Origin of the sequence: Mesorhizobium sp. LMG17149 (assembly GCF_024518695.1) — a bacterium.
Classification (GTDB): domain Bacteria; phylum Pseudomonadota; class Alphaproteobacteria; order Rhizobiales; family Rhizobiaceae; genus Mesorhizobium.
In genome coordinates this window covers 24,074-45,184 of the sequence record NZ_JANIFL010000014.1, presented here as the reverse complement: position 1 = coordinate 45,184, position 21,111 = coordinate 24,074, and the positions used below count along the sequence as shown (strand labels likewise).

Here is a 21,111-nt window from a genome sequence, read left to right as displayed (position 1 = left end):
GATCGTCTGGGTGCCCTGGACGATTTGCGCATGCCGATCCTTTGATCCGTCTGCATGCGCCTTACGCGGTGGAGTGGAATATCCGCTTCTCCCGTGGAGCCGCGCCGCGTGGCTCAGAAGCTAATTGGCATGTTGTGAAAGTCAATCGTACAAAGGTTTAGAGGCCTGGGTGCTCAAGAGACCTGTCCATTCGTCTTTGTTGACGGCTATCCGGCGAGCGCGTAGCTTGACCTCATTCCGGTTTCTCCATTGGCACCTCGGGAAATCCGGCAAGCGGTGATTTTGTCCTCGCTCCTGGTTGGGCTGGGCTCGCCGATATGGGCGTTTGGGAACGCGCAAGAGGCGCTGAATGGACATGGTCGATCTCATATTGACGGTTTGCCTCAGCGCCAATCCGAGCAATTGCCGAGACGAACATCTCTATTTCGAGAGCCGCGGCACTCTGTTCCAATGCATGATCCTTGCCCCCAGCGAAATCGCGAAATGGTCTCAAGAACACCCGAACCTCAAGGTCATGCGCTGGAAATGCGCATTTCCGAGCAAGGAACGAGCCATCTGATTTGGCAGCGCGGAACCCTGGGGAGGAGGTGTCATGATGGTTTCACGGCGCATGACGCTGCGTCTGGCGGTTCTCGGGACAGCCGCTGTTCTTGCTACCAGGCCGGTCGTTGCGGCAGCCAGGATTCGCCTCGGTGTGCTGAAGTTTGGAACCGTGAGTTGGGAACTCGATACGCTAAGGCGGCACAAATTCGATGCCGCCAACGGGATCGATCTGGAGATCATCGACTTCGCCGGCGAGGATGCAACCAACGTCGCGATGCTGGCTGGCGCGATCGACATGATCGTCTCCGACTGGCTGTGGGTCTCGCGCCAGCGCTCCGAAGGCGGCGACCTCACATTGACCCCCTATTCGACCGCCGTGGGGGCGATCATGGTGAAGGAGGACTCGCCGATCCGGACGGTCGCCGATCTCAAGGACAAGAAAATCGGCGTCGCCGGCGGCCCGCTCGACAAGAGTTGGCTGCTTATACAAGCGCTGACCAGACGCGACCTCGGCGTCGACCTGTCGGCAACCAGCGACATCGTCTTTGGCGCGCCGCCGCTGATTTCGGAAAAGGCGATACAGGGCGAACTCGATGCGGTGCTGAATTTCTGGCATTTTTGCGCCCGTCTCGAGGCCAATGGCTTCCGTCGACTGATCGGCGTGAACGACGCGGCAAGGTCGCTCGGGGCTCTGGGACCCGTTTCGGCCCTCGGTTACGTCTTCCATGACCAATGGGCAAACGAGAACCCGGATGCGGTCAGGGGTTTCGTGAGGGCGTCCGCGCAAGCCAAGGACTTGCTGGCCAGATCCGATGACGAATGGCTGCGCCTGGCGCCGATCATTCGCGCGGAAGGCAAGGAACTGGAAAAGCTGCGCGATCGCTACCGCCAGGGCATTCCCAGACGGTCGGTCGCCGAGGAAGCGGCCGACGCCGGCAGGCTATACCATGTGCTGGCGGCGATCGGCGGCGCGAAACTTGTCGGCAGCGCGCCGGAGATGGCGCCCGGCACGTTCTGGCAGGATCCCCGGAAATGACCGCATTGGGAACCGACGGCACGCGTGATGCTCCGCCGAGCATGTCCGGCCGACGCAGTCTGGCGACGGCACTCATGCCCGCGCTGACCGTAGCGGTCTCCCTGCTCGGGCTTTGCCTGCTGTGGAACCTTGCGGCAAGCGTCTGGCCAAGCCGTGCCTTTCCAGGACCTGGGCAGGTCTGGCAAGTGCTTCTCAGGGAGGCTGCGAGCGGCGACCTTTTTTACCATCTCGGCGTGACTCTCGGCCGGGTCGCCGCGGCATATATCGTCGCCATGATCATCGGATCCGTCATCGGCGTTTTGCTCGGCAGCCATCGTCGCGTCGACCGTTTTTTCAACCCGTGGGTGATCCTGTTCCTCAACATCCCGGCGCTGGTGGTCATCGTCCTCGGCTACATCTGGTTCGGCCTCAACGAGGCGGCGGCGATCGGCGCGGTGGCGGTGAACAAGATCCCGAATGTCGTGGTGACGATGCGCGAAGGCGCCAGGGCGCTCGATCCAAGTTACGCCGAAATGGCCACCGTCTATCGCTTCGGCCGCCTTGAACGCATCCGCCATATCCTGCTGCCGCAATTGCAGCCCTATCTTGCCGCCGCGTCGCGATCCGGCATCGCCCTCATCTGGAAGATCGTCCTGGTCGTCGAACTGCTCGGCCGCTCGAACGGTGTCGGCTTCCAGATCCATCTCTATTTCCAGCTCTTCGATGTCGCCGCCATCCTTGCCTACACGCTGGCTTTCGTGGCGGTGATGCTTGTCATTGAACTCCTCCTGGTGCAGCCCGTTGAACGACATGCAACCCGTTGGCGCCGTCGTCCCGCTTAAGGTCGACATCGCCGAAAAGACCTTCAGGTCCGCGCGAGGCGTCTCGATCACGGCGCTTCAGGACCTTTCCTTCGAGGTCCGGCAAGGCGAATTCGCCTGCTTGCTGGGACCGTCGGGCTGCGGCAAAACCACGACGCTGCGTATCCTGCTTGGCTTGGACAAAGACTTTTCCGGCTCCTTTCAGTTGCCGCAAGGAGGTTCGAACCGCATCGCCGCCGTATTCCAGGAACCGACCCTGCTGCCGTGGCGAACGGTGGAACAGAATGTCAGGCTGGCGTTGCCGAAAAGCTTGAGAGCGAAAAATCTGGACGGGCTGTTCGACACGCTCGGCCTCGCCGGCATGCGCTCGCTCTATCCTGCCGAACTGTCGCTCGGCCTTGCGCGCAGGGCAGCACTTGCCAGGGCTTTCGCCACCGAGCCGGCGGTGCTTTTCCTGGACGAACCTTTTGTCTCGCTCGACGAACAGACCGCCGAGCGGCTTCGGCATCTGCTTTTGACCGTGTGGTCGGCACGGCCAACGACCGCCTTGATGGTGACGCACAATCTACGCGAGGCACTGATGCTGTCGGACCGCATCATCGTGCTCGCGCCACGGCCAACCCATGTGCTCGGCGTGTTCGACGTACGGTTGCCACGGCAACATCGCAATTCGCAGGTGATGAGCGACCTCCTGCGGTCGTTCCATCATAGATTTCCGGACGTCACCTGATCGCCTGCTGGTGAAATGCATATCGGAGGCCTTCATGTCGGTTGATCGGCTAAGACGCAGGCTTGTGAGTGGCTTCACCTGCACCGCTGCCAGCGCCGCCTTGCTGCCATGCTGCCTCGGACGAGCCGTTCTGGCCGCAGGCGGCAGCTTGCGGTTCTCGACCACGCAAATCGCCGACGGCGTCTTCGCCTTCCAGGGCGCGGATGAATTGATGACCGCCGCCAACAACGGTGCGATCTGCAATCTGGGCGCCGTCATCGGCACCGATGCGGTTGCCGTCATCGACAGCGGTGGCAGCCTGATCGAGGCGGAGGCCTTTCTCGCCGCGATCGGAAAGCTGACAGCAAAGCCGGTTCGCTTCCTGGTCAACACCCACATGCATCCCGACCACATCTTCGGCAATGCGGCATTCCGGAAGATCGGCGCGACCATCGTCGGTCACCGCAATCTGCCGCGTGCTCTCGAGGCGCGCGGCGCGTTCTATCTGCACAACTATCGCGAACAGCTTGGCGAGGCGTTGATGGAGGGGATCGAGATCGTGCCGCCGACCATGCTGGTCGACGATCGCCTGCAACTCGACCTCGGCGGGCGCATGATCGAACTGCGGGCATGGAAGGCGGCGCACACCGACAACGACCTGACCGTATTCGATACCGCGACCAGAACGCTCTTTGCCGGCGATCTCGTGTTCATGGGCTCCTTGCCGACGCTCGACGGATCACTGCTTGGATGGCTCCGCCAGATGGATGCGCTCACCGCGATCGACGCCGCGCGCGTCGTTCCAGGTCATGGTCCTGTAACGGCCGACTGGCCACAGGCGCTGGCGGGGGAGCGACGCTATTTCGAGATTCTGGCGCGCGATATCCGAAAGGCGATCGCCGACGGAACGCCGCTGCGCGAAGCAGTCAAAACCGCTGGCGAAACCGAACGGGATAATTGGCACCTGTTCGACGACTACAACCAGCGCAACGCAACGGCCGCATTTGCCGAACTCGAGTGGGAATAGACGATGCCGACATGCGTCCAGCAGCTGTAAGGCACGGCGATTTGCCAAGGCGTCGCCAAAGGCTTATCCTCAACGCCAGCCTGGGCACCACCTCTCTGCATTGGTGGAGGCATCGAAATGCAAAATCACGCTTACTCGAGCCGGCAGCTCGCTTTGCCGCTCGCATCCGTTTTTGTCGCGATCATCTTGGCCATCGGCACGCTGCTCGGTTCCTCCGGAACCGCCAGCGCACAGCAAACAACCGCGTCCTCGGACAGAATCTGGCATGACTTGAAGGGCGACGTGTTCGGCGATCGGGCAATTCTGGTCGATACCGGCGTCGTCAGGATCGAAGCGCCGAAGCGGGCGCAGGATGCCGCCATCGTGCCCGTGGACATCTATCTCGATCCAGCCAAGGCGCCGGACGGCATCAAATCCGTTACCTTGATCATCGATGCCAACCCTGCACCGGTGGCGGCAACGTTCCAGCTCGGCAAGGATGCCGGCGTGACGCATCTGTCGACGCGCGTGCGCGTCAACGACTATTCCTATCTGCGTGCCATCGCTGAGACGCAGAGCGGCCAGCTCCATATGATGCAGACCTTCGTCAAGGCATCAGGCGGATGCTCCGCCCCTGCGGTCAAGAACCAAGACGAGGCCAACGCGACGATGGGTCAGATGAAGCTGCGCCAGTTCCCGCCCAAAGAGACGATGACCAAGACTGAGGAACTGCAGTTGATGATCCGGCATCCTAACAATTCGGGCCTGCAGCGGGATCCGCTGACCCAGTATTTCATACCGGCGCATTTTGTTCAGAAACTGTCGATCTCGCAAGCCGGCCGGCCGATCCTCTCCATGGAAGGTGGAATATCGATTTCGGAAGACCCCAATTTCCGGTTCGATTTCACCGTGCATGGCAACGGCGAAATCCAGGTGGAAGCGACCGACACGGATGGCAAAACATTCCGCAATCAGTGGCCCCTGGAGACAGCAGGTCTCTGAAGTATCCCTCTTGCGCCGTAATGCCGGCTGCTTGCCAGCTCGATCCCGGAAGTGAAGCTCGTTTCGGGAGGAACATGTCCAGGCAAAGGATGGAACTCCATCCGGCTTGCGGAGGGAGCAGGCTCTAAAAGCAGCGCACGTCGGCTTCCGACTGCGCGCGCTTCAATTCGGTACGGGCGGCCTTCGCCGGTGCGCTTTCGCGAAACAGCCCAGCGTTTTCGCCTGTGGTCAAAGACATACTCTTGAAAGTCTCGGCCCTCTCATAGTGGTCGTACGGAAGGATCGAGGCGATGACGTCGATCGAGCAGGAACAGCTTTCCAGCGCCTGACGTGTCTGGCCGTTCGTCTGCATGCAGCCGAGCACGTAATCGGCAATCGTTGCTGTCGGGTAATCTCCCGCGGCGCCCGCCGGGTTTGCGAAGGCCAGCGGCGCGGCCAGGAGCAGCGGCAAGGTCGAAAATCCAACATATCTGATCATGGGAAAACCTCCGGTTAGCCTGGGCGCGATGTGCCAAGTCGGGATCACCGTGGCAGTTGGCAACGAGCCGCAGAGTCAGTCAAGCGCCCATGGCTTCCGTATACGACCAAAGGAGGAATGCGGTACTCATCGACCGTGGTTCCGCATGGCGGCCTGATGGCCCGCTCCACACCCCAACTCCAACGATCATCTCATGCTTGGCCCACTATCGATTCTCCATGCAGCACGTAGATGGCCAGGCCGAGACATCGAAGTGAATACCGCTAAATAAAATCTTTGCTTAGGTGAAATGTAAAACTCAAAAAATAATCAAATTTTATGCGGTCAACCGTTATTTAGCTAGTAGAAATACTTTATCTAACCAATACTGTCCTAGTTATTTCCTTATATTGCACCGCATCATTCACGATATTGCGGTGCAAAAAGACACCCAGGCTTTTTTGCTTGCCTAGCGTTTTGCGATGACATAGCCTCACCCTGTTTCCGGCTTCAAGGGCGTCACCGTCATTAGGGAGCGGCGACAGTCTTTCGTAGGCCAAGGTGAGGTGGGCAGTAACGGTGCCCTCTGCACATCTGGCTTAGGTCGTGACACGCTGCCGGAAATATTTCCCCCCCGTGAATCGCTTGGGCAAGCCCTTGTGGGCTCAGCAAATGATTCATCACTATGAACCTCGGGAGGAATTCGGATGCGTGTACTTACGAAAGCTACCTATATTCTAACCACTGCGGCGTTTCTGTCGCTCGGCGCGGCCTATACGGCGTCGGCTAACGAGGACCTTGCAAAGCTGGCTTCGGATTCGAAGAACTGGGCAATGCAGACGGGTGACTACGCCAACACCCGCTATTCCAAACTCAACCAGATTACTGCGGACAATGTGAAGAACCTGCAGGTCAAGTGGACCTTTTCCACCGGCGTGCTGCGAGGCCACGAGGGTGGACCGCTTATCATCGGCGATGTGATGTATGTCCACACGCCTTTCCCGAACAATGTCTTTGCGCTCGACCTCAAGAATGACGGGAAGATCCTTTGGAAATACGAACCCAAGCAGGATCCCAACGTCATTCCGATCATGTGTTGCGATACGGTCAATCGCGGTGTTGCCTATGGTGACGGCAAGATCATTCTCAATCAGGCCGACACCACGGTCGTCGCCCTCGATGCGAAGACCGGCAAGGTCGTCTGGTCGGTCAAGAACGGTGACCAGACCGATGGCGGCAAAGGCGAATCCGGTACGGCTGCCCCCGTCGTCGTCAAGGACAAGGTGCTCATCGGCGTCTCCGGCGCCGAATTCGGCGTTCGCGGCTGGCTGGCCGCCTACAATCTGAAAGATGGCAAACTCGCCTGGAAAGCCTATTCGGAAGGTCCGGACGCAGACACCCTGATCGATCCCGAAAAGACCACGCATCTCGGCAAGCCGGTGGGCAAGGACTCCGGCACGAACACTTGGGAAGGCGAGCAGTGGAAGACAGGCGGAGGCACGACATGGGGATGGTATTCCTATGATCCCAAGCTGAACCTGGTCTACTATGGCACCGGCAATCCCTCGACGTGGAACCCCGTACAACGCCCCGGCGACAATCGCTGGTCGATGACGATCATGGCCCGCGATGCGGACACGGGTGTTGCCAAATGGCTCTACCAGATGACCCCGCATGACGAATGGGACTATGACGGCGTCAATGAGATGATCCTCGTCGACGGCATGGAGGTCAACGGCGCCAAGCACGATGTGCTGGTGCATTTCGACCGCAACGGCTTTGCCTACACCATGGATCGCGCCAGCGGCGACCTTCTCGTCGCCAAAAAATACGATCCGTCAGTGAACTGGGCGACGGAAGTCAACATGGATCCCAAGAGCGACCAGTATGGCCGCCCGCAGGTCGTGGCGAAATACTCGACTCAGCAGAACGGCGAAGACACCAACTCGACGGGCATCTGCCCGGCGGCGCTTGGAACGAAGGACCAGCAGCCGGCGGCCTATTCGCCGAAGACCGGGCTGTTCTATGTCCCGACCAACCATGTCTGCATGGACTATGAGCCTTACAAGGTAAGCTACACCGCCGGTCAGCCCTATGTTGGCGCCACCGTGTCGATGTACCCGGCCCCTGGCGGCGACGGCAGCATGGGCAACTTCATTGCCTGGGATGCAGCCAAGGGTGAGATCGTCTGGTCGAAGCCCGAGATGTTCTCGGTGTGGTCTGGCGCGTTGGCCACGGATGGCGACGTCGTCTTCTACGGCACGCTCGAAGGCTACATCAAGGCGGTCGATAAGGACGGCAAGGAACTCTACAAGTTCAAGACCCCGTCCGGCATCATCGGCAACATCACGACCTACGAGCAGGGCGGCAAGCAGTACATCGCCGTTCTGTCGGGTGTTGGCGGCTGGGCAGGTATTGGCCTGGCAGGCGGCCTGCTTTCGCCTGATAACGCCGCTGCCTGGCATGGCGCCGTCGATCAGGGCCGTGCCCAAGGCGATGAGGCCGCCGTCGTTGGCACCGCTGGTCTTGGTGCCGTCGGTGGCTACGCGGCACTTGCCGACTACACGACGCTGGGCGGTCAGCTCACCGTCTTCGGTCTCCCGGATTGATGCGCTGGGAACCTTGAGAACGCCTCAGGTCTTGTGAGACCAAAGGCTTGAAGAACGAGAGCCCGGATCATCCGGAAGCCATGGCCGGGCTCTCGATTCGGTTACGCACCCAAAACACCGATCAATGCCGGTCGCGCCAGCAAAACCGTGTCCATTGGCAAATGAAGGAAGTTTGAATGTCCGTTCGCATTGTAATTTCGGCTTTGGTCCTGGCTCTGCTGCCTCTGGCAAGCTCAGGCGTCGCCCAGGCCGACGACAGCATGGAAAAAGCCAAGGCGGTGAAGGAAGAAGGCGGCAAGTATTTGGATGCGGATGGAAATCCGACCTACAATATCGAAAACGGAACCGTCGATTGGTACACGTTCAGCGGCTACCGCCGGTATCACTCCGATTGCCATGTCTGCCACGGACAGGATGCAACAGGTTCGAGCTATGCGCCGGCTTTGGTCAACAGCCTGAAAAACATGGATTACGGCACGTTCCTCTCGATCGTCGCCGAGGGCCGCAAGAATGTCGGCGGCGGCAAGGAAAACGTCATGCCTGCCTTTGGCGACAACAAGAATGTCTATTGCTACATGGACGACCTCTACATCTACCTGCGCGCGCGCGCAGATGGCGCGGCGCCCCGCGGACGGCCGCCCAAGCACGAAGACAAGGCCCAGGCGGCGAAGGATGCCGAAGCATCCTGCATGGGTGGGTGACATGATTGGCCGCGATGCATTGAAGCTGCGCGTCGTTCTGCCGATCCTCGGCACGCTCGCCTTGCTGCCGTCGAATGCGCATGCGCAAAGCGCCGGCCTTGGTGCGGCGGGAGAACTGGTCGACCCCGACATCTTGCGCGTCTGCGCCGATCCCTCGAATATGCCCTTCACCGACAAGAGCGGCGAAGGATTCGAAAACAAGCTGGCAGAGCTGGTTGCCGCGAAAACCGGGCGCAAGTCCGTCTCCTACACCTGGTTTCCCACGATCACCGGCTTCGTGCGCAATACGTTGGGGGCCAACCGATGCGACATCATCATGGGCTATGCCCAGGGCGATGAGCTGGTGCAGAACACCAACGCCTACTATCGCTCCGCCTATGTGCTTGTGCATCCGAAAAGCCACGATATGGAAGGCGTGGAAACGATCGAGGATCCCAGACTCAAGGGCAAGACGATCGGCGTCGTTGAAAGCACGCCGCCAACCGCCAACATGGCCGCCAACAAGCTCCTGCGGACCGCCAAGATCTATCCGCTTGCGGTGGATACGCGCGTCACCCCATCCATGGGGGAGGTCATGATCAAGGACATGCTGGCACACAAGATCGATGCGGCGGTGCTGTGGGGACCGATGGCAGGTTACTATGCCAAGGAACTCGGAGCTGATGTGACGATCGTTCCACTGGTGAAGGAAAAAACCGGCTCGCGCATGTCTTACCGCATTACCATGGGCGTACGTCCGTCCGACCAGGAATGGAAGCGGACGCTCAACCGGGTGATCAGGGAAAACCAGGCGGAGATCACCAGGATCCTGCTGAGCTATAACGTGCCGCTGATCGACGAACACGACAACCTGATTACCCAATGAATGGAAGGGAGACTATTTTCTTGCTGGTCGCCGCGAGCCTTCTGGGTCTGACCGAGCCGACATGGGCTGGCGATGTCGCCGAACCCAGCGGTTTCCGGATGGACGACTATCGGGCACCGGTGCCGCGGACGCTGCAAGGCGCGAGGGTGGTGACGACGGTGGAAGCGGAAGCGCTGTGGCGGGCGAAAAAGGCGATCTTCTTCGACGTGATGCCGGACACGCCCAAACCGACCAATTTGCCGGCAGGAACCATATGGAGGGACAAGGTCAGAAAGGACATCCCAGGCAGCATATGGCTGGCCAATGTGGGATACGGCGCTATTTCTCAGGAGACCGCCAGCTATTTTCGCCAAGGCCTCGAGGCCAAGGCCGGGACGGACAAGTCGCGCGCGATTCTGTTCTACTGCATGACGAATTGCTGGATGTCGTGGAATGCGGCGAAACGGGCCGTCGAGTGGGGCTACAGTTCGGTAATCTGGTATCCGCTCGGCGCTGATGGGTGGGAAGATGCAAACCTTCCACTGGAGGAGAAAAAACCCTACACAACGAACAATTGAAGTAAGGACTGCAATTATTCTCGATAGTTTGTTTTCAACTTTTCAAAACCTATTGTTTCATTTGTCCATTTTGAGACTTGATGGACGAGCCATTGCGTCGGTGCCCTGCAATGGTTGGCTAACGACAGGATCGGTCCCTTCGGGCTGGTATAAGAGGAGAAATGTCATGAAGAAGAACTGGAAAAAACCGACCATGTGTCAGGTTGCCGCTGGCTTCGAAATTTCACGGTATCTGCCTGCTGAAATTACTCCCAAGAAGTAGGCCGCAGAGGTGCGCGTCCCTGGCAACAGGGGCGCGCATCCCCTCGCATGGGACTTTCGTGAAAGATTTTGACGCACGCAAAGCGCGCGAAGCGTTTTTTGTGACTGCAAATTGCCTGCAGGTCAGAGAAGCCGGCGCGCGGGCATTTTCATGCATTTGAGGATCATCGGATCGGCGGCGGGCGGCGGCTTTCCGCAATGGAACTGCAACTACCGTCTGAGTCGTGCGGCTCGCACCGGCATGGCCGGCGTGCATTCACGAACCCAGTCAAGTGTCGCCGCCTCGGCGGACGGGTTCGGCTGGGTTCTTTTCAATGCCTCGCCCGACATTCGCCAGCAAATCGCTGCAACACCTGAACTGCAGCCTGCGGACGATGCGCCGCTGCGCTCGACGCCTATTCGCGCGGTGGTGCTGACCAACGCCGATGTCGATCATATCGCCGGACTGCTCAGCCTGCGCGAGCGGCAGCCTTTCGCCATCTATGCAACGGCGCAGGTACTGGCGACGCTGGAGGCGAATTCGATTTTCAACGTTCTCGATCCAGCGCTTGTGCCGCGGCGCATCCTGCCGCCGGCGAAAGAATTCGCCATTTGCGACGCAGAAGGCCGCGAGACCGGCGTAATGATCGAGCCCTTTCCAGTGCCCGGGAAGATAGCACTCTATCTGGAGGATAGAGACCATCCGGATGCCAATTTCAGCTCCGACGCAGGTGATACGATCGGAGTCCGAATCGCCGGCATCGGCAGCCGCGGCTCCGTCTTCTATATCCCAGGCTGCGCGCGCATCGATGCGGCCTTGCGCGCGCGTCTCGCCGATGCCGCCTGTCTTCTGTTCGACGGCACGGTCTATACCGACGACGAGATGATCGTCGCCGGCGTCGGTCAGAAAACCGGCGCGCGCATGGGGCATCTGGCAATCTCGGGAGAATCGGGTTCGATCGCCGGCTTGGCCGATGTGAAGGTCGGCCGTCGCGTCTTCGTCCACATCAACAACACCAACCCCATCCTTGACGAGAACTCCGCCGAGCACGCGGCGGTCAAGGCGGCCGGCTGGGAAATCGCAAGCGACGGTATGGAGATGGAATTTTGAGCGACTTCCGCGATGCAGCCAAAGGCGGACTCTCCACGAGCGCTCTCGAAGCCGTGTTGAGGCAGGTTGGCGCCGAGCGCTATCACAATCGCCATCCCTTTCACCACAGGATGACCAGCGGCGCATTGTCGAAGGCCGAGATGAAGGCCTGGGCGCTGAACCGCTATTGCTATCAGGCGGTCATCCCGCGCAAGGATGCCATGATACTCGTGCATGCCGAGGATCCAGCGTTTCGCGCCGCGTGGCGCAAGCGGATCGAGGATCATGACGGCGAGGACGGCTGGAGCGGCGGCATCGCGCGCTGGCTGCATCTGGCAACTTCGCTCGGCCTGGACGCCGAGGCCGTGAAGAGCGAAAGGCTGGCACTGCCGGCGACGCGCTTCGCGGTGGACGCTTACCTTTCCTTTTGTACAAACCGGACGTTGTTCGAGGCGGTCGCGTCGTCGCTGACCGAGATGTTCTCGCCACTCATCATAGGCGAGCGGGTGCCGGCAATGCTGGCCAAATACGACTACATCACCGAGGATACACTGGCCTATTTCAGGCAACGGCCCGAACAGGCCTCGCGTGACGCCGACTTCGCCCTCGCCTACGTGCTCAGCCATGCCGATACGGCGGAGCGCCAGCAGCAGGCAATCGATGCACTGGTGTTCAAATGCGATATACTCTGGGCCATGCTTGACGCGCTTCAACACGCCTATGGCGAGCAGGGAAACATACCGCCCGGCGCCTTCCAGCCCGAGGCAGCCCAATGATGGCGCTGCGCGAAAGAGCCGTGGTGTCGTTGCGATCGGTACCTTCGCTGCCGAAACACGTGCGCATACAATACGATTCCGTGCGGCAGGCATTCGCCGTGCTTTCACCGGAAAAGATATTCTGGCCGAACGATGTCAGTCTCGACATATTGCGCCGCTGCGATGGACGGTCCACGGTCGGCGATATCATTGCCGGCCTTGCCGCGGATTATGAGGCCGAACAGGAGGCCGTGGCGACCGACGTCATCGCCTTCCTGCAGGAATGGTCGGACAAGCTGTTGGTGAGGCCATGAGCACGCCCCTCCTCCCTCCAATCGGCATGCTGGCGGAACTGACGCATCGCTGCCCGCTGCAATGCCCTTATTGCTCCAATCCGCTGGAACTGCTGAAGGCCAATCGCGAACTCGACACTGAGACCTGGCTCGCCCTGTTCTCGGAGGCCGCCGATCTCGGAGTGCTCCAGGTGCATCTGTCCGGTGGCGAGCCGACACTGCGCCGCGACCTCAAGCAATTGATCGCCGGGCTTGCGGGGCGCGGCGTCTACACCAATCTGATTACCGCGGGCGTTGGCATCGTCGAGGGCCGTATCGAGGCATTTGCCGAAGCCGGCCTCGACCATCTGCAACTGAGCTTTCAGGGCGCGCGTCCGGCGACCACCGATCGCATCGGCAACCACAAGGGCGCTCACGAAAAGAAGCTGGAAACGGCACGCCGCGCGCGCGCTGCCGGTCTGCCTCTTACCATCAACGCACCGATCCATCGCCATAACATCGAGGAAGTGCCGGAATTCATCGATCTCGCCCTTTCGCTGGGCGCGGAGAGGCTCGAAATCGCCAATGTGCAGTATGCCGGCTGGGCGTTGACCAATCGCGACCAACTGATGCCCGAGCGTGAAGCGGTCGACAGGCAGGCGGAGATCGTCGCGGAGGCACAGGAGCGACTGGCCGGCATCATCAACATCGATTTTGTGACGCCGGACTATTTCGCGATCTATCCCAAGCCGTGCATGGGCGGCTGGGCGCGGGACGCCTTCATGGTGACGCCTGACGGCACCGTACTGCCCTGCCATGCCGCACAGACGATCCCGTCGCTCAGCTTCGAGCGTTTCGAACCACGCAGGCTGTCCTCGATCTGGGCCGATTCACCGGGGTTCAATGCCTTTCGCGGCACGGACTGGATGCAGGAACCCTGTCGCGGCTGTGAGCGGCGCGAGATCGACTGGGGCGGCTGCCGCTGCCAGGCGATGGCGATCGCCGGCGATGCCGCTGCAACGGACCCGGCTTGCGCGAAATCGCCGATCCATGCTCGCATGGCAATGCTGATCGACGAAGCCAAGCGCATTGCCACAGCCCCTTCGAGAGAAGAACCATTCGTCTACCGGCGGATCGGCGCCATGACCGAATCCGCCTGACCTGGCGAGAAAGCGCGTCTCACCCCCTCCGCAAAACGCGAAGCGTCTGCTCGTCAAACAATGGCTCGTCCTGGCCGATGCGCACAAACAGCAGGCTGTGCCCCTCACCCGCCGGCACCTCGAAATACTGGATGCCGTCAGGCATTTCGCCCCAGACGCCGCAGGGCGGCTCCGGAATCTCGTTGGGATCGGCAAGTGCTTTCAGCTCTTTCGCATAGGCGGCGTCGGGGCTGAATGTGTAGCGTTTGACGCCGGCAGGCTCCGTGCCCTGCGTGTAAGGCGTCAGCACACAGCGGGCGCTGACAGTCTTGTCGGTTTTTTCCAGGAACAGGCGGCGCAAGGCAGCCTCGGCAGTTTCACCTGATATGATGTCGAACAGTTCGACGAGAGGATCGGCCGCGCCGCCGTCGCTGTATTTGATGGCAAGCGCGTTGTCGGCGAATTCGAAATGAATCTGGCGGAAGCCGAAGTCGCAGCGTTGCGCCCAGGCGGCCAGCCCGATATTTTTGTCAGACAACCTTTCCCAGACGCATTTGTCGATCGGCGAGCGCGACGGTGCCGGTTCGTCCGCCACGGCGGACATCGTCGCGGATGCAAGCAGGGCGCTGGCTCCAATGATCGATCGCACCCTATTCATCGCTGCATCCTGTCAAGGTAAAGGCATCCCATGCGGAGCCGTCTGGATTGGCATTGGCGAAGTCGGCTGGCACGCTCAAACCAGCCCGAGCAGAAAGGCCGCGCCACCGAGAAAACCTGCCGAGCAGGTCCATAGCAGCCAAAGCCCCCGGACCCGGCATTCGAGCACCGCCGAGCCGGGGTTGGCGGGGTCATAGTGGACGTCGACCTTGCTGCCTTCGACATACTGCCGTGCCTGGCCGCCGACGAGGCCGGACAGCGAGGCGGTCACGGTGGCGCCGAACGTTACACGATCGGCGCTGTAGCGCTGGCCGGCGACGCCATAGGAGTAGACGATGCGGGATTTGAAGACGGTGCGCCAGCGGCCATAGCCTGAATGGTTTCGGAGCGCCTGCAGACCTGAAGTGTCGATGCGGCCAACCACGATCGGCCATTTTGCCGCCTGCTCGGCCAACGCTTTCTGGGCGAAACCGATGCTCAGGATGAACAAGCCCATAAAAAGCAGCAACGCCGCGGCACCGAGATTCTGCGGCTTGGGCAAATGCGGCCCGATCGCTTCCAGAACACCGCCGACGGAAAACACCAGCACAACCGCGCCGAACACTAGGCCGGCCGAGAGTTGGACCATGAACTTGAAGGCGCCGTCCGGCAGGGTGCGCTCGATCACCGCTTTGCTCGGATCGGCCGGATTGTAGAAGACAGTCACGTCCGCGCCGCGGGGAAACTGGGCAAGGGTCTCCGTGACTTCGAAATTCCCCAAATTCTCTTTCACGCTGTAGCGCGAGCTTTGAAATTTCTTGCCGCCGATCTTGTATTCGAAGGTGATCGCCGGAAAATTGCGCATTTCGGTGGTGTCAGTGCTGTCCGAACCAACGCCCGAGTTTCTGACCTCACGTGCCTCGACGCGCGAGGAAATGATCTTTCCCGGCGTCGGCAGCCAGCGGCTGAGTGCCTTCACCTCTCGCCATTTCATGAAGGTGATGAACGACAGCGCGCCCGCGACCACGCAGGCAAAGCCGACAAGCATGATCTTGAGTTCCAACTCGTCTCCCCCCAGGAGTGCAGGAACTCGCACATAGACAGCATGGCGGCGGCAATGTCTTGTATTTTCGCAAATCTGAAAAGGCTGAGCAGCGCAAACGGCAACAGCCCACGCCGCGTCATGCAGGCTTCACGGCCAGGAACGTGTTCCATTCTTCGCTATTGCGGCCGACGTTGAAATCGTCCCTGATGAGGACGAGCCCGGCGCCTTCGAGACGGGCCGCGAAGTCGTCCCTGCGCCAGTAGACCGTATGATATTCGCCTGATGTCTCGCCGTCGCCATTGCGCATCAAGACGAGGAAGGCGCCGCCCGGGCGCAGCGACCCGGCTATCTTGGCAAGCACCTGGTCGGTCTCGTCGCGAGGCACATGGATGAGGACGCACAGGGCCAGAACTGCGTCGTAGGGGCCGCCGAGATCATCGGTGATGAGATCGAGCAACTCGCCATGCTTGCCACGCGCGGCCTGCAGTCCCAGGAACCGCTTGGTCGCGTCGGTGCGCCGGACTTTGACACCCAAACTCTCCAGAAAATCCGCGTCGTATCCGGCTCCGGACCCGACTTCCAAAATCCGGCCGCCTGTGCCGGCAATCGCCACCAGGCGCTTCAGCGATGCCTGCTCCTTCACGTTGGGGACATGGCGCACGATGGCATCATATTGTTCCGCATAATCCTCGTAAGCGCTGATCGTTTGACGGCTCTGCGCCAGAGCCTCCGATGACACACCCATCTTTCCTCCCATGCGTCCATGTCGGTCAAAGAGCCGGACACTTTCCTCAGCCAATGCTGCCGGCCGAAGCGTGTCCATCGAGCAGTCCGATATCGCGCTTGCCCAGACCGCGGGCATCAGGCAGAGCGGAGCGCGCCGGGACTGACGACTGTCTCAGTTGGCGTCGGCTACAGTCTGCCGGCCGCCGGCCCAGGCGCGCCATTGCCGTTCGTCGCCATGGAAGACATTGAGGTCTATGCGGCCGGTGACGCCGTGCGACAGGCCGGAGCCGGAATACTGCCAGAACAGCCATTTGCGGCCGGGATAGACTTTTGACGGATGCTGGGCCACGGCACGCAGCCAGAACGGATAGTCGAGGAATTCGCCCCTGAGATTGTCGCGGTAGAAATCGGGCGCGGTGTAGATGATGGGCCGCTGGCCGTAATGCCGCTCCAGCTTGTCCATGAACACCTGCATCTTTTCCAGCACCTTTTCGCGCGACGGCCGCCGCTTGCAGCTGGACTCGCCATTCCACTCGACGTCGATCACCGGCGGCAGTGCGCCTTCGACCCTGGGCACGTTGCGGATGAACCAGTCCGCCTGCTCGCCGGCCGTGCGGCACCAGTAGAAGAAATGGTAGGCGCCGCGCTTCAAGCCGGCGGCGTCGGCGCTGCGCCAGTTTTTCATGAACATCGGATCGAGGTGGTCGCCACCGTCGGTCGCCTTGATGTAGGCGAAGTTGGCGCCCTGGGCGCGCAATTTGTCCCAGTTGACGTTGCCTTGCCAACGCGAGACGTCGACGCCGTGCACTGCAAGGCGGCGAGGCGAACCCTTGCCGAAATTGATCGGCTTGGCGTCGCGAAATCCGTAACGGGTGAGCGGCCCGGCCAGCATGGCCGGTGCCGCGCGGGTCAACAGCTTGGGCGGCGACACCAAGGCTGCCGGCTCGACCGGCAGCCCGCCGACATCAGGCACTTGGGGATCAGGCACGTCGGGTGCGGCAAACACCCCTGTCTCTTCCTCCTCCGCCAAACCGAACGGGCGCGTTTTTTCCCCCGGACCGTTGTCAGACATGGGAGCCAATCCGGCCCTTGCCGCTCTGTTGCCCCTTGCCGCCGGAGCAGCGGCGATCGGTGCCGGCGGCCGGATCACGGAACTGGTGGTCTCGTTGGACGGTTTCTGCAAATCCAGCGCGTCGACGCCGGCCGTCGACGAGCAGCCGGCAAGGCATAGCGATGCGATCAAAAAACTGACGACGCCCGGAATCCGCATCTGGACCTGTACTCAAAACACAACAGACCGAGGGCAAAACGACAGCCGACGGACAAACCAGATCAGTTATGAATGAGAAATTACCAATAAAGTTTGAATCAAGTTTTTTTCGCCCATACCGCGTGCGGGCAAGCGCGATGGAAACCGGCTAGGATTTTTTGAAAACGCCGATCATCGGCCCGAGATTCCAATAGTCGTCTTTGCGGCCGATGGCAGGCGCAAACAAGCTTGATATCGTGCCGTCGAGGAACAGCGCGTTGTCGCAGCCGAGCGCATCGCGGAACAGACGGGCGAAGGCATGGAAGGTCACCGAGCCATTCGAAATCGCAAAAACCGCGACGCCGTCCTTTCGCACCCCGACACCGTCGCGGGTTTTCCGTGAAGTGCCGTCAGCCTGGAATTTTGGATGCAGCTTGCCGTCGATCACCAGCATCGGCCCCGATTGCGTCGCATAGTCGACGGTCGGGCGCCTTTTCACGAAATCCCTGGTGGCACGGACCGCGGCCTTGCCGTTGCGCATGTAGAAAATGCCGTTCGGCTGCAGGGAAAAATTGCCGCTTCCCGATCCCGTTTTCACCGAGGCCATCTCCTGGCCACGCTCGACATAGAGGCCGACCGGCGCGAGGTTCGGGTGATACATACCGGCATTGATGCCGAACAGCATGGTGCGCCCTGCCGCCTGTTGCGTGGCATGCAGATTGTGCAGCGACTGAAACGGCTTGCCCGCCGCATCCTTCCAGAACAGCTCGAGCTGATATCGTTTTGGATCGACCTCGCAAACGAGATAGCTGGTCGCCTCGAAGGTGAAGTCCCGGCATGGCGGCAGTGAAGCGATCCACTGGCCAAATCCCATGCCAAATGCCGCCACCGACGGCAGTGCGCCCTTGGCCAAGGCCAGCAGCAACGGCAATGATTGCAGGAGGGTCAGGAAATCCATGTGCTTACCGGAATCGAAGTTCGAGGTCCGGTACGGATATAACCTGTTTCAAGCGAGACTGTGAAAGGCTCTGGACTTAGGCAAGCCATCCCATGGCGACGCTCAACAACAAGACGATGCCGAGCAGGCCGCGATAGATGACGAACGGCCAGGCCGAGAAACGCTCCAGCACGTGCATCAGCCCCCATATGGCGAAGAAGGCGGAGATCGACGCAACGACCAGCCCGACAGCAAGCACCGACCAGCCATGGGCGTCGAGATGGACCTTGTGCAGTTCCCAGAGTTCCTTGAGGCCGGCGAGCGCGATGGCAGGCAGCCCGAGCAGGAATGAGAAGCGCGCCGCCTCGGCCCGCTTGAAGCCGAGCCCCAATGCCGCCGTCAGGGTCGAGCCCGAGCGCGACACGCCGGGGACAAGTGCGCCGATCTGGGCAACACCGACGAGCAGCGCATCGGTCAGCGACGCACCCCCCATGCTGCGCCGGTGACGAGCAAAGATCTCGGCCAGCGCCAGCAGGATCGCCATTGCGATGCAGGCCCAGCCGATCACCGTCAGGCTGCGTAGCGGCGAATTGCAGGCGTTGAGCACGCCAGACAGCGCCACGCCGGCGATGACGATCGGGATCGTCGCCAGCACGATCCAGAGCGCCAGCTTGAAATGCCGGTCGGCGAAATCGCGTCGCGCCAGAGCGTTGAAAGAACCAAACAGGATATTCCTGACATCACTCCAGAAATAGCTGACCACCGCGGCAAGAGCCGCGAGTTGCATGGCGGCGGAGAAGGCGGAGCCAGGATCCTGCCAGCCGAGCACGGCCGGCACGATGCGCATATGGGCGGTCGAGGAAATCGGCAACAGTTCGGTGATGCCTTGCACCACGCCGAGGAACGCCACCTTGGCGAACCCCAGGCCGACGAAGCCCGTATCCAGGCCTTGTGTGCAGATATCGGCCAAAATCGAATTCCGTGCATGAGAGATCGGAGTTGAGTGGACCGACCATCGGTCAATCCCGGGCAAGCCTTATCGTCATGGGCCGGATAATCAATTTACGGATTTGTAAGCTGGCGTGCCGAAGTGCACGCCGTTCGAAACCGGCCCACCTTGGATCCGGCTTGAGATACACAGCGAAAATCGCAAAGCGACTACGGGCAGAGCCAGAGTTTCTGGCATGTCCTGGCGATCACATGCGCCGGCGGCACTTCGGGCTCATCGGTCGAAGGCCGGCGAGCCCGTTCGAGCAGCATGCGCACCTGTTCGGGGCGCACACGATCGCGCTCCATCACAAGCAGGACCATCGGATCGCTCAAAAGCTCGTCCAGGGTGCTGATGCTGTCGTTCATCCGTCGTCTCCTCGAATGCCGTACCCGCGACCCATAAATAGGGAGACAATGATGGCCCGCCAATGACGCTTTGCCGGCTATCTCGTGTCGATTTGGATTAAATTTTGGCCATGCTTGCGCTCTCCCCTGGCCCTTGGCGCTGCGCGTCGATCCATTTCCTTCCACAACAAGGGGAGAAGGGAAAAATTAGCCTGGCGGAGGGGCGCCTTCGTATTTCGGCAGGCTGTCATCGAGCACCACCCAGGGCTGCCTCGAGCCCGTGAAAATATGCATTTGCGGCTTGAAAACCGTGGGATCGTCGAGCCATGCGAGTGGGGGTGAAGCGATGACGCCGAAAGCCGTCATCGCTGCCACGGAAAGCCGGCTGCCCGCCAACAGCCGGCGGCTTTGGCGTTCACTCCGTTTCGCCGACGACCTCGTCCCAGGTTTTGACCTTGGTCTGGCCGTTGAGGAACGGCAGCGCGGCGGCCGTCAGTTCGGGGGCGAAGAAAGTGTCGTAGTGGGTGCGGTTGGGCAGGATCGCCAGGCGGTTCTGCGACAGGTTCTCGCGCATCCAGCCGGCATCCTTCAGCCCGCCGCCGAGCATCTGATAGAACTTGATCTCGTGTTCGGGCTTGTACATATCGCTGTCGCCATAGACCAGCATGACCGGCATCTTCAGCTTGGCGACGTCGGCCGAGTAATCGCGGTTCTGACGCATGAAGCCGCCCAGCGCATCGAGGAGCTTCGGGAACTCCTCAGGATGCGGCGCCACGGCGACGTAGGATTTGTACATCGGCGTGTCCTTCATGAACTCAGCCGCGGCCGCGCTCACCTGTGCCTGCTGGGGACGCATCTCGTCATAGAAGCCGTCCGTGGCGTAGCCCGTCGATACCAGGACGAGGCGGCGTACCGCTTCGGGATGCTGGACGGCCATGCGGAAGGCGACGCCGCCGCCCAGCGAGTAGCCCATGAGATCGACCTGATCGTAACCGAGCGCCTTGACGATGGCGGCCATGTCGTCGCCCATCGCCTCCACGGTGAATGGGCGGTCGCCCAGCGCGGTGCGACCGTGACCCTGCAGGTCGACGCCGATGACGGTGCGGTTTTCGGCAAGTTTCGGCAGGATCGGCGCGAACATATCCGTGGTGCCGAGACCGCCATGCAGCAGAAGCAGCGGCTCGCCCTTGCCATAGATGGCATAATAATAATTCAGGCCGTTGATCGGCAGCCGGCCGGATTTTTCCGGCTTCGGCAGTGCGTTCGTCTCAGTCGTCATGGCGGGTTTTGTCTCCTCCGCATTGGTGGTGCCTGGGCAGCCAACGAGCGCTGCAACCGAAGCAAGAATGGCGAAAAACAGGGTTTTGGACATATCGATCTCCTCTCGTCATGCCGGTATCAG

At 60.8% G+C, this 21,111-nt stretch carries 24 protein-coding genes and 1 pseudogene; 15 read left to right on the top strand and 10 right to left on the bottom strand.

Translation table 11 applies throughout. From position 1 onward, the window contains the following. The first annotated feature begins 349 nt into the window (after positions 1–349). The 6 genes from NP945_RS27770 (at position 350) to NP945_RS27745 (ending at position 5,096) form a co-directional block, all read left to right on the top strand. Entirely contained in the window at positions 350–559 is a 210-nt protein-coding gene (locus NP945_RS27770) for a hypothetical protein (RefSeq protein WP_127269602.1), read from the top strand. A 33-nt stretch (positions 560–592) separates the two neighbouring features. Beyond that, positions 593–1,579, top strand: a complete 987-nt coding sequence (locus NP945_RS27765) for an ABC transporter substrate-binding protein (protein WP_256748110.1) — start codon at positions 593–595, stop codon at positions 1,577–1,579. Then, positions 1,576–2,400 carry an ABC transporter permease gene (locus NP945_RS27760; RefSeq protein ID WP_127321095.1) on the top strand — a complete coding sequence of 275 codons (825 nt, stop codon included), beginning with the start codon at positions 1,576–1,578 and terminating at the stop codon, positions 2,398–2,400. The genes NP945_RS27765 and NP945_RS27760 overlap by 4 nt, the downstream gene beginning before the upstream one ends. Further along, on the top strand, positions 2,369–3,109 hold the full coding sequence (locus NP945_RS27755) for an ABC transporter ATP-binding protein (protein ID WP_032900692.1): 741 nt from the start codon (positions 2,369–2,371) through the stop codon (positions 3,107–3,109). Before NP945_RS27760 ends, NP945_RS27755 begins: the two co-directional genes overlap by 32 nt. A gap of 34 nt (positions 3,110–3,143) precedes the next feature. Continuing rightward, the gene (locus NP945_RS27750) at positions 3,144–4,115 is read left to right on the top strand and encodes a quinoprotein relay system zinc metallohydrolase 2 (RefSeq protein ID WP_256748109.1); all 972 of its coding nucleotides are present in this window, start codon (positions 3,144–3,146) and stop codon (positions 4,113–4,115) included. A gap of 117 nt (positions 4,116–4,232) precedes the next feature. Beyond that, positions 4,233–5,096, top strand: a complete 864-nt coding sequence (locus NP945_RS27745; protein WP_256748108.1) for a quinoprotein dehydrogenase-associated SoxYZ-like carrier — start codon at positions 4,233–4,235, stop codon at positions 5,094–5,096. A 124-nt stretch (positions 5,097–5,220) separates the two neighbouring features. Here the strand turns inward: NP945_RS27745 and NP945_RS27740 are convergent, their stop codons facing one another. Beyond that, positions 5,221–5,574 (bottom strand): hypothetical protein, encoded by a 354-nt coding sequence (locus tag NP945_RS27740; RefSeq protein ID WP_023810388.1) that lies wholly within the window; start codon positions 5,572–5,574, stop codon positions 5,221–5,223. 812 nt (positions 5,575–6,386) lie between these two features. On the opposite strand from NP945_RS27740, the gene NP945_RS27735 reads away from it, so the two are divergent. From NP945_RS27735 to pqqE, 8 genes are all read left to right on the top strand, one after another. Next, positions 6,387–8,162, top strand: a complete 1,776-nt coding sequence (locus tag NP945_RS27735; protein ID WP_372337995.1) for a methanol/ethanol family PQQ-dependent dehydrogenase — start codon at positions 6,387–6,389, stop codon at positions 8,160–8,162. Positions 8,163–8,338: 176 nt separating this feature from the next. Continuing rightward, the gene (locus NP945_RS27730) at positions 8,339–8,863 is read left to right on the top strand and encodes a c-type cytochrome, methanol metabolism-related (RefSeq protein WP_127267401.1); all 525 of its coding nucleotides are present in this window, start codon (positions 8,339–8,341) and stop codon (positions 8,861–8,863) included. Then, positions 8,835–9,728 (top strand): substrate-binding domain-containing protein, encoded by an 894-nt coding sequence (locus NP945_RS27725; RefSeq protein WP_127267402.1) that lies wholly within the window; start codon positions 8,835–8,837, stop codon positions 9,726–9,728. Before NP945_RS27730 ends, NP945_RS27725 begins: the two co-directional genes overlap by 29 nt. Continuing rightward, the gene (locus NP945_RS27720) at positions 9,725–10,285 is read left to right on the top strand and encodes a PQQ-dependent catabolism-associated CXXCW motif protein (RefSeq protein ID WP_127267403.1); all 561 of its coding nucleotides are present in this window, start codon (positions 9,725–9,727) and stop codon (positions 10,283–10,285) included. The genes NP945_RS27725 and NP945_RS27720 overlap by 4 nt, the downstream gene beginning before the upstream one ends. 412 nt (positions 10,286–10,697) lie before the next feature. Then, complete coding sequence (gene pqqB, locus NP945_RS27715) at positions 10,698–11,636, top strand: pyrroloquinoline quinone biosynthesis protein PqqB (protein WP_256748107.1); 939 nt, start codon at positions 10,698–10,700, stop codon at positions 11,634–11,636. After that, positions 11,633–12,391: a pyrroloquinoline-quinone synthase PqqC gene (gene pqqC / locus NP945_RS27710; protein WP_256748106.1), complete on the top strand. Its 759-nt coding sequence runs from the start codon at positions 11,633–11,635 to the stop codon at positions 12,389–12,391. The genes pqqB and pqqC overlap by 4 nt, the downstream gene beginning before the upstream one ends. Next, complete coding sequence (pqqD, locus tag NP945_RS27705; RefSeq protein ID WP_127322059.1) at positions 12,388–12,684, top strand: pyrroloquinoline quinone biosynthesis peptide chaperone PqqD; 297 nt, start codon at positions 12,388–12,390, stop codon at positions 12,682–12,684. Before pqqC ends, pqqD begins: the two co-directional genes overlap by 4 nt. Next, entirely contained in the window at positions 12,681–13,802 is a 1,122-nt protein-coding gene (gene pqqE / locus NP945_RS27700; RefSeq protein WP_256748105.1) for a pyrroloquinoline quinone biosynthesis protein PqqE, read from the top strand. The genes pqqD and pqqE overlap by 4 nt, the downstream gene beginning before the upstream one ends. Before the next feature lie 19 nt (positions 13,803–13,821). On the opposite strand, the gene NP945_RS27695 is transcribed toward pqqE, so the two are convergent. The 4 genes from NP945_RS27695 to NP945_RS27680 form a co-directional block, all read right to left on the bottom strand. Beyond that, complete coding sequence (locus tag NP945_RS27695; protein WP_256748104.1) at positions 13,822–14,439, bottom strand: hypothetical protein; 618 nt, start codon at positions 14,437–14,439, stop codon at positions 13,822–13,824. A gap of 75 nt (positions 14,440–14,514) precedes the next feature. Continuing rightward, a complete protein-coding gene (locus NP945_RS27690) occupies positions 14,515–15,480 on the bottom strand; it encodes a DUF3592 domain-containing protein (protein ID WP_256748103.1) in 966 nt (321 codons plus the stop codon). A gap of 118 nt (positions 15,481–15,598) precedes the next feature. After that, on the bottom strand, positions 15,599–16,207 hold the full coding sequence (locus NP945_RS27685) for a bifunctional 2-polyprenyl-6-hydroxyphenol methylase/3-demethylubiquinol 3-O-methyltransferase UbiG (protein ID WP_256748102.1): 609 nt from the start codon (positions 16,205–16,207) through the stop codon (positions 15,599–15,601). Between the two features lie 153 nt (positions 16,208–16,360). Next, positions 16,361–17,371: a GH25 family lysozyme gene (locus NP945_RS27680; RefSeq protein ID WP_372337994.1), complete on the bottom strand. Its 1,011-nt coding sequence runs from the start codon at positions 17,369–17,371 to the stop codon at positions 16,361–16,363. Between NP945_RS27680 and NP945_RS27675 the strand changes: the two genes are divergently transcribed. Continuing rightward, complete coding sequence (locus NP945_RS27675; protein ID WP_164773642.1) at positions 17,259–17,534, top strand: hypothetical protein; 276 nt, start codon at positions 17,259–17,261, stop codon at positions 17,532–17,534. The genes NP945_RS27680 and NP945_RS27675 overlap by 113 nt on opposite strands. A gap of 72 nt (positions 17,535–17,606) precedes the next feature. Here NP945_RS27675 and NP945_RS27670 read toward each other — a convergent pair whose 3' ends face one another. The 5 genes and pseudogenes from NP945_RS27670 to NP945_RS27655 all read right to left on the bottom strand — a co-directional run bounded on the left by NP945_RS27670 (position 17,607) and on the right by NP945_RS27655 (position 21,081). Next, positions 17,607–18,395 carry a phosphodiester glycosidase family protein gene (locus tag NP945_RS27670; protein ID WP_256748101.1) on the bottom strand — a complete coding sequence of 263 codons (789 nt, stop codon included), beginning with the start codon at positions 18,393–18,395 and terminating at the stop codon, positions 17,607–17,609. Positions 18,396–18,471: 76 nt separating this feature from the next. Further along, positions 18,472–19,344: an undecaprenyl-diphosphate phosphatase gene (locus tag NP945_RS27665; RefSeq protein WP_127269867.1), complete on the bottom strand. Its 873-nt coding sequence runs from the start codon at positions 19,342–19,344 to the stop codon at positions 18,472–18,474. Between the two features lie 188 nt (positions 19,345–19,532). Further along, complete coding sequence (locus NP945_RS27660; RefSeq protein WP_013532087.1) at positions 19,533–19,730, bottom strand: hypothetical protein; 198 nt, start codon at positions 19,728–19,730, stop codon at positions 19,533–19,535. A 186-nt stretch (positions 19,731–19,916) separates the two neighbouring features. Next, positions 19,917–20,033 (bottom strand): annotated as a pseudogene (locus NP945_RS31885) (GFA family protein); the annotation flags it as partial. 91 nt (positions 20,034–20,124) lie between these two features. After that, complete coding sequence (locus tag NP945_RS27655) at positions 20,125–21,081, bottom strand: alpha/beta fold hydrolase (protein WP_256748100.1); 957 nt, start codon at positions 21,079–21,081, stop codon at positions 20,125–20,127. Positions 21,082–21,111: the final 30 nt, after the last annotated feature.

Bases quoted from the DNA above. Each gene is read 5' to 3' on its own strand.
- NP945_RS27770 (WP_127269602.1), top strand. From the start codon at position 350: ATGGACATGGTCGATCTCATATTGACGGTTTGCCTCAGCGCCAATCCG.
- NP945_RS27765 (WP_256748110.1), top strand. From the start codon at position 593: ATGATGGTTTCACGGCGCATGACGCTGCGTCTGGCGGTTCTCGGGACA.
- NP945_RS27760 (WP_127321095.1), top strand. From the start codon at position 1,576: ATGACCGCATTGGGAACCGACGGCACGCGTGATGCTCCGCCGAGCATG.
- NP945_RS27755 (WP_032900692.1), top strand. From the start codon at position 2,369: ATGCAACCCGTTGGCGCCGTCGTCCCGCTTAAGGTCGACATCGCCGAA.
- NP945_RS27750 (WP_256748109.1), top strand. From the start codon at position 3,144: ATGTCGGTTGATCGGCTAAGACGCAGGCTTGTGAGTGGCTTCACCTGC.
- NP945_RS27745 (WP_256748108.1), top strand. From the start codon at position 4,233: ATGCAAAATCACGCTTACTCGAGCCGGCAGCTCGCTTTGCCGCTCGCA.
- NP945_RS27740 (WP_023810388.1), bottom strand. From the start codon at position 5,574: ATGATCAGATATGTTGGATTTTCGACCTTGCCGCTGCTCCTGGCCGCG.
- NP945_RS27735 (WP_372337995.1), top strand. From the start codon at position 6,387: ATGCAGACGGGTGACTACGCCAACACCCGCTATTCCAAACTCAACCAG.
- NP945_RS27730 (WP_127267401.1), top strand. From the start codon at position 8,339: ATGTCCGTTCGCATTGTAATTTCGGCTTTGGTCCTGGCTCTGCTGCCT.
- NP945_RS27725 (WP_127267402.1), top strand. From the start codon at position 8,835: ATGCCGAAGCATCCTGCATGGGTGGGTGACATGATTGGCCGCGATGCA.
- NP945_RS27720 (WP_127267403.1), top strand. From the start codon at position 9,725: ATGAATGGAAGGGAGACTATTTTCTTGCTGGTCGCCGCGAGCCTTCTG.
- pqqB (WP_256748107.1), top strand. From the start codon at position 10,698: ATGCATTTGAGGATCATCGGATCGGCGGCGGGCGGCGGCTTTCCGCAA.
- pqqD (WP_127322059.1), top strand. From the start codon at position 12,388: ATGATGGCGCTGCGCGAAAGAGCCGTGGTGTCGTTGCGATCGGTACCT.
- pqqE (WP_256748105.1), top strand. From the start codon at position 12,681: ATGAGCACGCCCCTCCTCCCTCCAATCGGCATGCTGGCGGAACTGACG.
- NP945_RS27695 (WP_256748104.1), bottom strand. From the start codon at position 14,439: ATGAATAGGGTGCGATCGATCATTGGAGCCAGCGCCCTGCTTGCATCC.
- NP945_RS27685 (WP_256748102.1), bottom strand. From the start codon at position 16,207: ATGGGTGTGTCATCGGAGGCTCTGGCGCAGAGCCGTCAAACGATCAGC.
- NP945_RS27675 (WP_164773642.1), top strand. From the start codon at position 17,259: ATGGGAGCCAATCCGGCCCTTGCCGCTCTGTTGCCCCTTGCCGCCGGA.
- NP945_RS27670 (WP_256748101.1), bottom strand. From the start codon at position 18,395: ATGGATTTCCTGACCCTCCTGCAATCATTGCCGTTGCTGCTGGCCTTG.
- NP945_RS27660 (WP_013532087.1), bottom strand. From the start codon at position 19,730: ATGAACGACAGCATCAGCACCCTGGACGAGCTTTTGAGCGATCCGATG.
- NP945_RS27655 (WP_256748100.1), bottom strand. From the start codon at position 21,081: ATGTCCAAAACCCTGTTTTTCGCCATTCTTGCTTCGGTTGCAGCGCTC.